Origin of the sequence: Streptomyces sp. NPDC021212, from assembly GCF_044332925.1 — a bacterium.
Classification (GTDB): domain Bacteria; phylum Actinomycetota; class Actinomycetes; order Streptomycetales; family Streptomycetaceae; genus Streptomyces.
Genome location: NZ_JBIRPZ010000002.1, coordinates 39,890 through 52,810 on the forward strand (window position 1 = coordinate 39,890; position 12,921 = coordinate 52,810).

Sequence of the window (12,921 nt, forward strand, 5' to 3'; positions counted from 1 at the left end):
GAGACGGCGCGCGGCCACGGGCTGAGCCACTAGAGTGACGCGGTGTGGCTGCACGACCGTTGAACGAAATTGTGGAACCGGGCTGGGCCAAGGCACTTGAGCCCGTGGAAGAGCGCATCGCGGCGATGGGCGACTTCCTGCGGGCCGAGATCGCGGCGGGCCGCACCTATCTGCCCGCCGGACCGAATGTGCTGCGCGCCTTCCAGCAGCCCTTCGACGAGGTGAAGGTCCTCATCGTGGGCCAGGATCCGTATCCGACGCCCGGTCATGCGGTGGGGCTGAGCTTCTCGGTGGCGCCGGAGGTGCGCCCGCTGCCCGGCAGCCTGGAGAACATCTACCGCGAGCTGCACACCGACCTCGGTCTGCCGCGCCCGTCCAACGGCGACCTGACGCCCTGGACCAGGCAGGGCGTGCTGCTGCTCAACAAGGCGCTCACCACGGCGCCGCGCCGTCCCGCGGCACACCGTGGCAAGGGCTGGGAGGAGGTCACCGAGCAGGCCATCCGGGCGCTCGCCGCGCGCGGCCGCCCGCTGGTGTCCATCCTGTGGGGCCGCGACGCGCGCAACGTGCGGCCGCTGCTGGGGCCGCTGCCCTCGGTCGAGTCCGCGCACCCCTCTCCCATGTCGGCCGACCGGGGATTCTTCGGTTCGCGCCCGTTCAGCCGGGCCAACGAGCTGCTCGTGCAGCAGGGAGCGCAACCCGTCGACTGGCGCCTTGCCTGAGCGCTTCTTTCCAGGTGGGCGACGGGTAGTCTGCCCGCCATGACGACACATCCGAACACCCCTGCGGGCTGGTACGCGGACCCGCAGGGCACCCCTAACCAGCTGCGCTGGTGGGACGGTGCCCAGTGGACCGAGCACACCCACCCGGGGCAGCAGCCGGGCCAGCTCCCGCCGCAACAGGCCGCCCAGCCGGGGCAGCAGGGCCACCCGGGGTACGCCGCCCAGCCTGGGCAGCCAGGGCAGCCGGCTCAGCCGCACCCCAACCCGGCCAAGGTCCAGCAGCAGGTGCAGCAGCAGGCGCACGTCGCCCCGGCCGCCGGGGGCGGCGGCACGCTGTTCACCGAGCCGGTGCTGGTGGTGAACCAGAAGGCCAAGCTGATCGAGCTGACCAATGAGTACAGCGTCTTCGACCAGCACGGCCGCACCATCGGGTCGGTGGTCCAGGTCGGTCAGAGCACGCTCAAGAAGGTCGCGCGGTTCGTGTCGAGCCTCGACCAGTTCATGACGCACAAGCTGGAGATCCGGGACGCGGCCGGGCAGCCGCATCTGGTGCTCACCCGGCCCGCCAAGTTCATCAAGTCCAAGGTGCTGGTGGAGCGCCCGGACGGCCAGCCGGTCGGCGAGATCGTCCAGCAGAACGCCATCGGCAAGATCAACTTCGGGATACAGGTCAACGGCCAGCAGATCGGCGCCATCAAGGCGGAGAACTGGCGGGCCTGGAACTTCGCCATCGTCGACCACACCGACACCGAGATCGCCCGGATCACCAAGACCTGGGAAGGTCTGGCGAAGACCATGTTCACGACGGCGGACAACTACGTCCTGCAGATCCACCGTCAGCTGCCGGACCCGCTGCTGAGCCTCGTGGTGGCCACCGCCCTGACCGTGGACACCGCGCTCAAGCAGGACGCGCGCGGGTTCGGCTGAGCCGGTGGACGATGCGACACATGTGCTCGGGATCGACTCGGGCGGATCGGGCGTACGGGTGGCTGTGGCGTGCGCCGAACCCCGGCTCGGCGGCGCCGCGGAGACGCCGCTGACCTGGTCCTCCGCCGCCCCCGCCGCCGTCGGCGACCGGGGCATCGACGCGGCCGGGCTGCTGGAGCGGGTGCTGCCGGCCGCCCATGAGCTGCTGCGCCGGGCCGGGACGCGGCGGCCGGCGGCCGTCTGCGTGGGCGCCGCGGGGATGGCCTCGCTCGGCGACGATCTGCGGGCGACGCTGCCGGGCGCGCTCGCGGAGGAGTTCGGGGTGCGCCGTCTCGCGCTCGCGGCGGACGCGGTGACCGGCTATGCCGGGGCGCTCGGCCAGCGGCCCGGCGCGGTGGTCGCCGCGGGCACGGGCATGATCGCGCTGGGCGCGGTGCCGCTGCCGGAGCCGCTGCCCTTGGCCGGGGGCGCGGCACCCGACCGTACGGGCGGCCCGGACGGGCCGGACGATCACACGCCCGGCGACCGTACGGCCGTGGGGCGCGCGGCGCCCGGGTGGCGGCGGGCCGACGGGTGGGGGCATCTGCTGGGCGACTGCGGCGGCGGGGCCTGGCTCGGGCGGGCCGGTCTGGAGGCCGCGATGCGCGCGTACGACGGGCGCGAGGGCGGCTCACGGCCGCTGCTGGCCCGGCTGGAAGCGGTCTTCGGCCCGGCCGCCGAGCTGCCGGGACAGCTGTATCCGCGGGCCGACCGGCCCGCCGTACTGGCCTCCTTCGCGCCGGAGGTCGGCCGGTGCGCCACCGAGGCCGATCCGGTCGCGGAGGCGATCCTGCGGGACGCCGCCCGCCACATCGCCCAGGCCGCGAAGGCGGTCTGCCCCCGGCCGGAGCCCGGTGAGGTCGCGCTGACCGGCGGCCTCTTCCGCATGGGCGCGCCCCTGCTGGCGCCCCTGCGCGCCGAGTTGGCCGCACGGCTGCCGGGGGTCCGGGTCACGGAGGCGACCGGGGACCCGCTGGACGGCGCCCTGCGCATCGCGGCGGCGCTCGCCGCCGGGGAGCTGCGGCTGCCGCCGGCCGCGGGGCTGCTGAGTATCAGCACCGAGTGATGAACGACGGCAACGGCCGATAACCGGGACGGCGGTTCCGGATGACGAACACCCTATCGGCTGTACGGGCAGCTCTGTTCGCCCACCGCACAGCAACGAACAGCAAGGCTCGGCAAAAGGGGACAGAAAACGCCCAGTCGCCCCCCTCCCGAACAGCCAACCCTATAGAGCGACTAACATGCGGCGCCATGAGCTCCCCCACAGGGCCCGCGTCCGGCCTGCCAGTACGAATGCCGCGTCCCCGCCAGCCCGGACGGCACCGCCGCCCGGAGCCGGCGGCCGCACCCCTGGGCGCACCGCCGCTGGTGCTGGCGGTTCCGGGGGCCGCGGAACCCGCCACCCGGAGCCTGGCCGAGGAGGTCGTGAGCATCGCCCGCTCCGAGCTGCCCGGCCTCGACGCCCACGTCGGCTATGTGGACGTGGAAGGTGAGAACGAGGAGTTCCCGCAGCTCGAGGCCGTGCTCGCGCGCGCCGCCCAGGACCGCAGCGAGCGGCTGCGCCAGGCACGGGAGGCCGCCAAGGCCACCGCCGCCGCCACCGCGGAGGCGATCGCCGCGGCCGAGGCCGCGGGCGAGGAGATCCCGGAGATGCCTCCGCCGCCCTCCGTCCCGACCGACGGCCCGTCGGCCGTGGTGGTCCCGCTGCTCGCGGGCCCGGACAACGCGCTGCTGCGGCGGATACGCCAGGCCGTCGTGCACAGCGGCTCGGCCGCCGACCTCACCGACGTCCTCGGCCCGCACCCGCTGCTCGCCGAGGGGCTGCACGTCCGTCTGTCGGAGGCGGGCCTCGCCCGCGCCGACCGGGCCCGCCTCTTCACGGTGGCGACCGCCGCGGACGGCATCATCCTGGCCACCGTGGGCGGCGGCGAGGCGGCCGACGCCGGTGGGATCACCGGCATGCTGCTCTCCGCGCGCCTCGCCGTGCCGGTGATGGCCGCCGCGCTGGACGAGGACGGGGCCGTGGTCCGCGTCGCCGAGCAGCTGCGCTCCGCCGGTTCGGCCCGGCTCGCGCTCGCGCCGTACCTCATCGGCCCGGAGGTGTCCGCCGAGCTGACCAAGGCGGCCGCCGAGGAAGCGGGCTGCGCCGCGGCCGAGGCGCTGGGCGCGTACCCGGCCGTGGGCAAGCTGGTGCTGTCGAAGTACGCGACGGCGCTGGGCATCACGCTTCCGGCGTCCTCGGGGCTGCGCTGAATCGTCTCGGCACCCGGGGAGATGGCGATGCGCGGGGCGTGCGGCCCCGCGCCCGCCCCGCCTCCCCCGGCGGGCCCCTGCGGCCCCCTCCGGCCCCCTGCGGTCAGCCGAAGAGCACGCAGGACGCGGCCGATGCCTCGATCGAACCGCCACGGCCCGGCACCCCGGTGGTGGGGTCGAGGCCGAACCAGGTGACCTCGCCCGAGCGTTCGTTCGCGACGTAGAGACGGCTGCCCGAGGGATCCAGGGTCAGGTCACGCGGCCAGTGGCCGCCGCAGGGCGTGGTGGTGACCAGCTCCATGCGGTCGCCCGGGGTGTCGAGGGCGAGCGTCGCGACGCTGTCATGGCCGCGGCTCGCGACCCAGACGAAGCGTCCGTCCGGGGAGACCACCGCCTCGGAGGGGAAAGTGGCGGTTTCCGTGCCAGGCGGAACGACGCGGGTCTCGCCGAGCGGTTCGAGGGTGCCGGACGCCGCGTCCCAGCGGCACACCGTGACCGTCGGATCCAGCTCGTTGACGACGTAAGCGCGGTCGCCACGCGGATGGAACGCCAGATGCCGCGGCCCGCTCCCCGCCCGCAGCCGGACCTTCCGGTGCGCCCGCGGCCCGGCGGCCTCGTACACCCACACCGCGTCGGCGCCGAGGTCGACGCTCAGCAGCCAGGCTCCGGACGGGTCGGGCAGCACCTGGTGGGCGTGCGGCGCGCTCTGCCGCTCGCGGTCGGGGCCGCTGCCCTCGTGCCGCAGCACCGTCGTCGGCTCCCCGAGCCCGCCGTCGTCGCGGACCGGCAGCGCGCTGACGCTGCCGGAACCGTAGTTGGCGGTGAGCAGATGCCCGGCGGCGAGCGCGAGATGAGTGGGCGCCGCGCCCTGCACGGGGACGGGGCCGCCGAGGAGGGTGAGCGGGCCGTCGGGGTCGTCGCCGGCCCGGAAGGCGGCGGCCGCGCCGTCGTCCGTCTCGCTCACGGCGTAGAGGACGTCCCCGCCGGGTGAGAGCGCGAGGTAGGAGGGGTTGGTGACCTCGTCCGTGGCGTACCGCGGTGTCAGCGCGCCCGTGTCGCGGTCGACGTCCACGACGGTGACCCCGGCTCCGCCCGCCTCGGTGAACGACCCGATGTACGCCCTGTACGCCCGTTGCTCCGTGCTCACCCCGTGCCGCCTCTCCAGCGGTTCCGCTTGCGGCCGACGCTAACAGCCCGGTCCGGACCAGGACTCTGGAATGGCCGATTCCGTGGCGGACGCGCCGTCGGCGCGCCCCGGTTGGGGGAATCGCGGCCGGTACTGCGCTCAGGCCCGCAGCGGGTCCGCGAGCCCCGTCAGGGCGGCCTCCAGGCCGTGCAGATGGGCCAGGGCGCGGTCCGTGGCCGGGTGGTGGGGCGACGGCCCGGCAGCGGGCGCGGGGGCGGCGGCCGACGGGGTGACGGGGGCGGTCAGGCGGCTCACCGCCGCCTCGACCCGCGCGCACGCCGCGGTCAGCCGGGCGTCGTGGGACGCCACCGGGTCGGCGGCGAGCGCGGCGAGGCCGCGCGCCTGGCGGGCGCAGTCGTCGAGGGCCAGCATGACCCGCCGGGCCCGGGCCCGGCGGGCGCGCAGCGGGCTGAGCGGGTGCAGCAGCGGGGCGATCGACATCCGCAGGCCCCGCAGCGCCGACTCCAGCTCGGCGACGTGCGGCGCGGGGGCCGCGGCCGGGTCGCCCGCGAGCCGCCGTGCGGCGTCGGCGGCGCAGTGCCGTACGGACTCCAGGGCGCGCCGGATCCACGCGTCCGTCGTGGCGTGGGTGGTCACCGGGAGCACGAGCGCCACGGCCAGGGCCGCCCCGGCCGCGCCGACGGCGGTCTGCTCCAGGCGCAGCGCGAGCAGCCCGGGGTGCAGCACGCCGAGCAGGCCGTACAGCAGCCCGGCCATGAGCGTCACGAAGAACACCATCCAGCTGTACGACAGCGGCGCGGTGTAGAAGATCCCGAAGACGCAAGCCGCGACCAGGACGGCCGTGGGCGCCGGGGCCCCGTGCAGCGGTACGGCGACGGCGAGCCCGGCCGCGATGCCGCCGGCGGTGCCGAGGACCCGGCGGAAGCCGCGTACCAGCGTCTCGCCGCGCGAGGCGGTGTTGACGAAGATCCACCAGGCGGTGCCGACGGCCCAGTACCACCGCTCCCCGGAGACGGCCTGGCCGACGGCGAGCGCGAACGCGCAGGCGGCGGCCGCCTGGAACGCCTGCCGGGTGGCGGGCCGCGCCAGGCCCTGCCCGGCGGGCGGCGCGGGCGCGGCGGCGGGCGCCCCGGGCGTGCGCCGCTCGACGCACCACACCCCGAACCGGACGAGAGCGGCGACCGCCACGCCCAGGGACACCGCGACCGCCAGCACGGGCAGCTCCCGCCGCTCCGCCTCCAGGAACTGGGCCGCGAAGAACATCATGAACGCGAAGATGCCGAGGGCGTTGCCGCGCGGCCCCCACCGCCGGGCCGCGACACCGCAGAAGACCACCGCGAGAAAGGCGGCGTCGCGCCCGGCCGGATCCCGGTGCAGTACGGCGGCCAGCGCCAGCACCGGGAGGCCGACGGCCGGGAGCAGCGCGGTGGTGACGGCCTGCCGCCGTACCGTCGGGTCCGCCACCGTGAAGAGCGCGAGGAGCGCCGCGAGGCCGCCCACGACCGCGGCGGACAGGGGCAGCCCGGCCCACGCCACCGCGGCGACCGCCGCGCCGACGCCGAGGACGGCGCGCGCCGAGATCCGCAGCCGCCGCAAGCCCGGATCCGGGGCGGCGAACATCGTGGCGCACAGCCCCGCCACCGTCCGAAAATCGCGCAGCACCGCCGTGACCTGTCCTTTCACGTCGATAAGTCCGGGCATGACAAAGGCGCTGCGGGGACCCGGATGCGGCTTCCTTGCCGTCCGGCGCAGCCCAGCGCAACGCCATCTACCCACAAGAGAAGCACCCCGCCGCCATCGGCTCAAGCGATCGCCGTATCGCTGGGCCATTGGTACAGTCACCGGGCGAATGGACCGACCATGAGGGAGCCGATGGCCCATGTCCGCACCGGGGGACGCGGTGGACGCGCTCGACGCGAAGATCCTTCGGCTGCTGCTGGAGCAGCCGCGCACCAGCGTGCGTGAGTACGCCCGGCTCCTGGGCGTCGCCCGTGGCACCGTGCAGGCGCGGCTGGACCGGCTGGAGCGGGAGGGCGTGATCACCGGCTACGGGCCGTCGCTCTCCCCCGCCGCGCTCGGCCATCCGGTGCTGGCCTTCGTGCACATCGAGGTCACCCAGGGCCATCTGGACGACGTGGGCGACGCGCTGGCCACTGTCCCGGAGATCATCGAGGTGTTCTCGACCACGGGCGCCGGAGATCTGCTGACCCGGGCCGTGGCGCGGGACAACGAGCATCTGGAGGACGTCGTGCAGCGGGTGATCCGGCTTCCGGGGGTGGTCCGCACGCGCACCGAGATGGTGCTCCGGGAGCGGGTGCGCCATCGGATGCTGCCGCTGGTCGACGCCGTGGGGCAGACCGCCGGGACCCGCCGCCGGTCCTGATCACGTCGTTGACTTGCCGCCCCCTACCGTGTGCGCGACGCCGTACCCTCCCACAGTCAGACCGAAGATCGGCTTAACATATAGACAGCTTTGCCGTGCTCAAAACCGGGGGATCCATGAGCAACGAGGACCTGCCCGAGCCGAAGGACAGTGAGCTGCCGCTACCGCCGGGCAAATCTCCGGTCCGCGACGGCTTCTTCGCACCACCACCTCTGGCTTCCCAACCGGGCCGGAGCAACATCTACGACCCCACCGCACCCGCCCCCAAGCGGCCCCTTGCCCCCGGTGTGCAAGGGCCGGTGCCGCAGAACCTGGCGATCGCGCCCAGCGTGCTGCGCGGTGCGGCCGGCAAGGCGGACGAGGTCTACGACACGCTCCACAAGCAGGCGGCGTCCCTGGAGGAGCCGACGGCCACGGCGGCCAAGGCGGTGGACGGCCTCCAGGCGCAGAGCGCGCTGAAGCGTTCACACAAGCACTGGGAGGAGCAGGCGGGTACGGTCACCGCCTGGCTCGCCCACATTTCCGAAAGCCTGCGCCTGGCGGCCAACACGCATGTGAAGCAGGACAAGGACACGGGAGACTCTTTCGGCGGGGGAAAACAGAGCCCCTATCTCAAGGACCAGAGTCTGCCCCAGGATCCTTCGACTTCCTCCATTTGGAGGTACTGATGGTTCACTACTACGAGGACTTCTACCAGGATTTCAGTACGGCCGACTTCGCCGCCCTGGACACTCTGGCGACGAAGTGGAAGGGCGTCCACGAAAAGATCAAGAACCTCGACGACAAGATCCACGACGAGGTACTCAAGCCCCTACGGGACAAGGGGTATTGGGAGGGCATGGCCGCCCCCTACGCCTGGGCGCAGATCGACGATATCCAGCGGCAGGCGACCGCCGCCGCCAAGGTCGTCGACGCGGTGCGCAGGTCCATCGAAGATGGCGCGGGAGAGCTGAAGGCGATTCAGAAACGGCTGCACGAGGCGGTGAAGGGATTCGGCGAGGAGGGAATGTACGTCGGGCCGAAGGCCAAGGTGATCCTGGGGAGCGCCTGCGATGTACAGGAAAACCTCTCCGACAAGGAGGGCAAGAAGCTCGACGCCGCCCAGAAGAAGCTCGATCTGATCCTCCGCGACGCATTCGAGGCCGACCAGAACCTGTCCGTCACCCTGATGGACAATATCGGCACCGACCTGTGGTTCAACACCAAGAAGCTCCGCACGGACATCAACCACACCGGCGGCATCAGCACGGACCGATTCGACGAAATCGGCCGCGAGCTGAACGGCCTGGACCCCACCCCGGGGAAGAACCACCTCACCCCCCGCACCCTCCTGGCCAACTGGGTCGCCGGGACGGGGGACGACCAGTACCAGTTCTCCCAGCACGACCCGTTCGTCAAGCAGCTCCGCGAGAGCGAGAGCATGAGCAAGATCCGGAGCGAGACCGTAGAGGCGTGGAACGGGGGCCATGCGGAGGGCAGGCTGCACCACAGGATCGCCGGGAAGTCGTTCCTCGGACAGGTGGGTACGTACGCGGGTGACATGGCCGGGCTGTCCGGAATAGACAACCTCTGGGGCGGCGACACCAACGAGGCGCAGTCCCTGCTCGGCTCCTACGACATCGACTACGAGGTCAAGGGCACCGACGCCGACGGCAAGCTGATCGTGCAGTACACCGTGAAGAACGACACCAACATGGAGTCGTTCATGCCCGGCTACCAGAAATGGCAGGAGGGCTTCAACCACGACAGCGGGCCCACAGCGGACATCAAGGAACGGATGGTCTGGACCGAGCGCATCGATCCGGCCGAGCACTGACAGGCTGATCACGTGACGAAGACCGAGGAGCCAGGACGCTTCCGGAAGCTCTGGCGCAACCGCCCGCTCCGTTTCACGCTGATCGGGATGGTATGCCTGATGTTTCCGGTGGGGTGCATCGGGGTGCTGAACGCCGTGTCGGGGGAATGTCCGCGACCCAACGCCAAGGTGTCCGAGACCGCCCTGCCCGGGGCCTACCGAGGCCCCGACGGCATGCGTGTCACTCTCCACCCCGATGGGCAGCTCGCGGTGCGCCACTGGCCGTACGACCCCTTCCTGGACGACGAACGCCGCTTCGACGGCCGCGGCAGCTGGGCCTACGAGGCGACGGAGGCCACCAACGGGGAGCGCATCCCCGAAGTGGAACTGAGCTTCGACGGGGGCAGCCTCGACGAGGACGTGCCGACGGAGGACCAGCGCCTGGTGGTGAGCGGCACTCCGCAGGAGCCCGTGCTCTTCGAGCAGGACGACCCCGACAGCTGCCCCGACGCGGAGTTCCGGCGCTAGCCGATCATGCCGGGTGCGGCGCGCCGGTCCGTACCCGGCATGCTGGTGCCCATGGACATCAGCACTTCCGCGCCGTGTCTCCCTTCCGTGATCTTCGACCTTGACGGCACGCTCGTGGACAGCGAGCCCAACTACTACGAGGCGGGCCGGCGCACCCTCGCCCGGTACGGCATCACGGGCTTCACCTGGGAGGAGCACACCCAGTTCATCGGGATCGGCACCCGCGAGACCCTGGAGACCCTGCGCGAGCGGTACGCGATCGACGCGCCGGTGGACGAGTTGCTCGCCGTCAAGAACGGCCACTACCTGGAACTGGTCCGCACCGCCACCACCGTCTTTCCCGAGATGCGGGCGTTCGCCGAGCGGCTGCACTCCGCCGGGCATTCGATCGCCGTCGCGTCCGGCTCCTCCCGGCCCGCGATCGAGGCCGCGCTGACCGCCACAGGTCTGGACGCGCTGCTGCCGCTGTATGTCTCCGCGGAGGAGATCGGGCGCGGCAAGCCCGAACCGGATGTGTTCCTGGCGGCCGCGCGCCTGCTGGCCACCGATCCGGCCGACTGTGTGGTGGTCGAGGACGCCGGGCCCGGGGTGGAGGCGGCGCGGCGGGCCGGGATGCGCTGCATCGCCGTTCCGTACCCGGCGAGCCCCGAGGACCCGGGCGACGGTTCGTGGTACGACTCCGCCGGGCTGATCTTCCGTGGCGGGCAGCGGGAGTTCGACGCGCGGGCGGCCTACGACTGGGTGATGTCCAAAAGGTGACACCTTGACACATCGCCATTTCTCCTGCGGTGAGACGATGCGGGCGCCCAACCCATCATGTGAGGAGAGCGAAGGCGTATGGGAAGACATGGGGGTGTAGCGGTCCGCCGCTGGGGAGCGGCGGTCATCGCATCCACGGCGGCGCTGGCCGTCGCCTTACCGGCGGGCGCCGCGCAGGCGGCACCGGCCGCCCCGGCGGCGCAGGCCGCCGCCGGACCGTCCGGCATCAGCGCCAAGGGCGCGTATCTGCTCGACAGCGGCGCGAACAAGAAGCTGTGGAGCAAGGGCCCGGACGCCAAGCGCCAGATGGCGAGCATCACCAAGCTCATGACGGCGGTCGTGGTGCTCGACACCCGCGGGGTGAACCTCAACAAGAAGGTCACCGTCAAGCAGGCGTACCTGGACTACATCAGGACCAGCGGCGGCAGCGCGGCGGACCTGAAGAAGGGCGACAAGCTCAACGTCAGGCAGCTGCTGTACGGCATGCTGCTGCCGTCCGGCTGTGACGCCGCGATGGCCCTCGCCGACACCTTCGGCAGCGGGAGCACCACCGCCAAGCGCACCAAGTCGTTCATCTCCAAGATGAACAAGAAGGCGGACGCGCTGGGGATGACCAGGACCCGGTACGACTCGTTCGACGGCATCTCCACGCACGGCTCCAACTACACGACCGCGCGCGACCTGTCGAAGCTGGCGCGGCACGCGCTCGGCAACGCCACCCTGCGCAACGTCGTCAAGACCGTCGACACCGAGCAGAAGGCCCCGGCGGCCAACGGCCGGACCAGGTACTACTACTGGACCAACAGCAACAAGCTGCTGGGCTCGTACAACGGCGCCATCGGCATCAAGACCGGTACCGGCACCGCCGCCGGCAAGTGCATCGTGTTCGCCGCCAAGCGCAGCGGCCGGACGGTCGTCGGGGTGCTGCTCGGCGACAGCAAGCGGTACCCGGACGCGAAGAAGATGCTCGACTGGGCGTTCCACACCCGCACCACGGTGACCTGGCGCGAGCTTCCCGCCGGCACCCCACAGGACTGACGTGACGCACGCCCGGCGCCCCCGCGGGGGCGCCGGGCGTGCGTCACGTCGCTCAAGGGGCGCCGCTCAGGAGACCCCGCTCAGGCGCGCTGCGCGAAGTCCCGCCAGGGCTTGCCCGCGACCGGCTCCGTGTCGACCCACAGGGATGTCACACAGTGCGGGCAGACGTAGGCGACGGCGGTGAGCGCGTCGTGGACCCGTACGGAACGCCGAGCCCTTGCCGAACCGGCCCTCGTAGGTGTCGATGAACCGCTCGACCAGGGCGTTCACGCCGTCGCCGGTGACCGGGCCGCATGCGAAGCCGACGGGTGGTGTGGGACATGACGGGACGCTCGTCCAGCACCAGCCCGACGTCGAAGCTGGTGCCGCCCATGTCGGTGGTGACGATGTTGCGGTGCTGGTCGCGGCTGCCCAGGGACTGGGAGGCGACCACCCCGCCGACCGGCCCGGACATCACGGCCGCCGCCGCGCGCTTCTCCGCCTCGGCGAAGGTCGCGAGCCCGCCGCCCGACTGCATGAGCAGCGGTCCGGTCCGCAGGCCCGCCGTGGCCAGGGTGGATTCGAAGCTGTCCAGCGACGCCCCCAGCAGCGGGCGCAGGCCCGCGTTGACCGCGGTGGTCAGGGTGCGCTCGTACTCCCCGATCCGCGGCAGGAACTCACTCGACAGCGTGACGCTCGCCCCGGGCACCTCCTCGGCCACGATCTCGCCGACCCGGCGCTCGTGCGCGTCGTTGGCGAAGGACCAGAGCAGCGAGACGGCGAACACCTCGGCCCCGGCGTCCCGCAGCCGCGCCACGGCGCGCCGCACGTCGTCCTCGTCCAGCGGGCACACGACCCGGCCCGCGTAGTCGATGCGCTCGGTGACCTCCTCGGTCAGCGAACGGGGCACGGCCGGAGGCTGTTTGACCAGCGTGCGGAACCGCTTGATCTCCTCCTCTTCGAGTCCGGTCCCCTTGAACCCGCGCATGGTCGTCAGGGTGTCCCCGAAGCCACGGGTCTGGATCAGGCCGACCTTCTTGGTGCGGCCTTCGAGCATGGCGTTGGTGGCGATCGTGGTGCCGTGGGCGAACATCTCGACGTCCGCGAGCAGTTCGCCCAAGTCGACGCCGCGCTCCTCGGCGGCGTCGACCAGGGTGCCCAGCACCCCTTCGGCGGGGTTGTCGGGAACGGTGGAGGATTTGTACCGGCCGACGCGTCCGGTGCCGTCGATCACGACGGTGTCGGTGAAGGTGCCACCGATATCGGAAGCCACGTAGTACGAAGGCATCCGGGAAGGATCACTCCGTGGCATTCAGGCGATACACGACGTGACGAGCCTTTCCGTCAC

General features: G+C 72.3%; 13 protein-coding genes. 10 read left to right on the forward strand and 3 right to left on the reverse strand.

The features are described 5' to 3' along the window. Window positions 1-44: 44 nt before the first annotated feature. From ACH4SI_RS04380 to ACH4SI_RS04395, 4 genes are all read left to right on the forward strand, one after another. Entirely contained in the window at window positions 45-722 is a 678-nt protein-coding gene (locus tag ACH4SI_RS04380; RefSeq protein WP_398292470.1) for a uracil-DNA glycosylase, read from the forward strand. A 39-nt stretch (window positions 723-761) separates the two neighbouring features. Beyond that, window positions 762-1,649: a phospholipid scramblase-related protein gene (locus ACH4SI_RS04385; protein WP_398292472.1), complete on the forward strand. Its 888-nt coding sequence runs from the start codon at window positions 762-764 to the stop codon at window positions 1,647-1,649. 22 nt (window positions 1,650-1,671) lie between these two features. Next, window positions 1,672-2,754, forward strand: a complete 1,083-nt coding sequence (locus tag ACH4SI_RS04390; RefSeq protein ID WP_398293871.1) for an N-acetylglucosamine kinase — start codon at window positions 1,672-1,674, stop codon at window positions 2,752-2,754. Between the two features lie 188 nt (window positions 2,755-2,942). After that, window positions 2,943-3,944 carry a hypothetical protein gene (locus tag ACH4SI_RS04395; protein ID WP_398292474.1) on the forward strand — a complete coding sequence of 334 codons (1,002 nt, stop codon included), beginning with the start codon at window positions 2,943-2,945 and terminating at the stop codon, window positions 3,942-3,944. A 103-nt stretch (window positions 3,945-4,047) separates the two neighbouring features. On the opposite strand, the gene ACH4SI_RS04400 is transcribed toward ACH4SI_RS04395, so the two are convergent. Further along, window positions 4,048-5,091 (reverse strand): lactonase family protein, encoded by a 1,044-nt coding sequence (locus tag ACH4SI_RS04400; RefSeq protein WP_398292476.1) that lies wholly within the window; start codon window positions 5,089-5,091, stop codon window positions 4,048-4,050. Window positions 5,092-5,229: 138 nt separating this feature from the next. Then, the gene (locus ACH4SI_RS04405) at window positions 5,230-6,711 is read right to left on the reverse strand and encodes an FUSC family protein (RefSeq protein WP_398293873.1); all 1,482 of its coding nucleotides are present in this window, start codon (window positions 6,709-6,711) and stop codon (window positions 5,230-5,232) included. A gap of 259 nt (window positions 6,712-6,970) precedes the next feature. Here ACH4SI_RS04405 and ACH4SI_RS04410 point away from each other — a divergent pair, with 259 nt between their 5' ends. The 6 genes from ACH4SI_RS04410 to ACH4SI_RS04435 all read left to right on the forward strand — a co-directional run bounded on the left by ACH4SI_RS04410 (window position 6,971) and on the right by ACH4SI_RS04435 (window position 11,594). Beyond that, entirely contained in the window at window positions 6,971-7,474 is a 504-nt protein-coding gene (locus ACH4SI_RS04410) for an Lrp/AsnC family transcriptional regulator (protein WP_398292478.1), read from the forward strand. A 116-nt stretch (window positions 7,475-7,590) separates the two neighbouring features. After that, complete coding sequence (locus ACH4SI_RS04415; protein WP_398292480.1) at window positions 7,591-8,142, forward strand: hypothetical protein; 552 nt, start codon at window positions 7,591-7,593, stop codon at window positions 8,140-8,142. Next, window positions 8,142-9,290 carry a hypothetical protein gene (locus ACH4SI_RS04420; protein ID WP_398292483.1) on the forward strand — a complete coding sequence of 383 codons (1,149 nt, stop codon included), beginning with the start codon at window positions 8,142-8,144 and terminating at the stop codon, window positions 9,288-9,290. The genes ACH4SI_RS04415 and ACH4SI_RS04420 overlap by 1 nt, the downstream gene beginning before the upstream one ends. Before the next feature lie 12 nt (window positions 9,291-9,302). After that, a complete protein-coding gene (locus ACH4SI_RS04425) occupies window positions 9,303-9,797 on the forward strand; it encodes a hypothetical protein (protein WP_398292485.1) in 495 nt (164 codons plus the stop codon). A gap of 51 nt (window positions 9,798-9,848) precedes the next feature. Then, window positions 9,849-10,556, forward strand: a complete 708-nt coding sequence (locus tag ACH4SI_RS04430; protein ID WP_398292487.1) for an HAD family hydrolase — start codon at window positions 9,849-9,851, stop codon at window positions 10,554-10,556. Window positions 10,557-10,634: 78 nt separating this feature from the next. Further along, window positions 10,635-11,594 (forward strand): D-alanyl-D-alanine carboxypeptidase family protein, encoded by a 960-nt coding sequence (locus tag ACH4SI_RS04435; RefSeq protein ID WP_398292489.1) that lies wholly within the window; start codon window positions 10,635-10,637, stop codon window positions 11,592-11,594. A 148-nt stretch (window positions 11,595-11,742) separates the two neighbouring features. Here ACH4SI_RS04435 and ACH4SI_RS04440 read toward each other — a convergent pair whose 3' ends face one another. After that, window positions 11,743-12,861 (reverse strand): hydantoinase/oxoprolinase N-terminal domain-containing protein, encoded by a 1,119-nt coding sequence (locus ACH4SI_RS04440; protein WP_398292491.1) that lies wholly within the window; start codon window positions 12,859-12,861, stop codon window positions 11,743-11,745. Between the last annotated feature and the right edge of the window lie 60 nt (window positions 12,862-12,921).

Excerpts from the sequence above, each read along its gene's own strand:
- ACH4SI_RS04385 (WP_398292472.1), top strand. The coding sequence starts at position 762 with ATGACGACACATCCGAACACCCCTGCGGGCTGGTACGCGGACCCGCAG.
- ACH4SI_RS04395 (WP_398292474.1), top strand. The coding sequence starts at position 2,943 with ATGAGCTCCCCCACAGGGCCCGCGTCCGGCCTGCCAGTACGAATGCCG.
- ACH4SI_RS04405 (WP_398293873.1), bottom strand. The coding sequence starts at position 6,711 with ATGTTCGCCGCCCCGGATCCGGGCTTGCGGCGGCTGCGGATCTCGGCG.
- ACH4SI_RS04410 (WP_398292478.1), top strand. The coding sequence starts at position 6,971 with ATGTCCGCACCGGGGGACGCGGTGGACGCGCTCGACGCGAAGATCCTT.
- ACH4SI_RS04415 (WP_398292480.1), top strand. The coding sequence starts at position 7,591 with ATGAGCAACGAGGACCTGCCCGAGCCGAAGGACAGTGAGCTGCCGCTA.
- ACH4SI_RS04420 (WP_398292483.1), top strand. The coding sequence starts at position 8,142 with ATGGTTCACTACTACGAGGACTTCTACCAGGATTTCAGTACGGCCGAC.
- ACH4SI_RS04430 (WP_398292487.1), top strand. The coding sequence starts at position 9,849 with ATGGACATCAGCACTTCCGCGCCGTGTCTCCCTTCCGTGATCTTCGAC.
- ACH4SI_RS04435 (WP_398292489.1), top strand. The coding sequence starts at position 10,635 with ATGGGAAGACATGGGGGTGTAGCGGTCCGCCGCTGGGGAGCGGCGGTC.
- ACH4SI_RS04440 (WP_398292491.1), bottom strand. The coding sequence starts at position 12,861 with ATGCCTTCGTACTACGTGGCTTCCGATATCGGTGGCACCTTCACCGAC.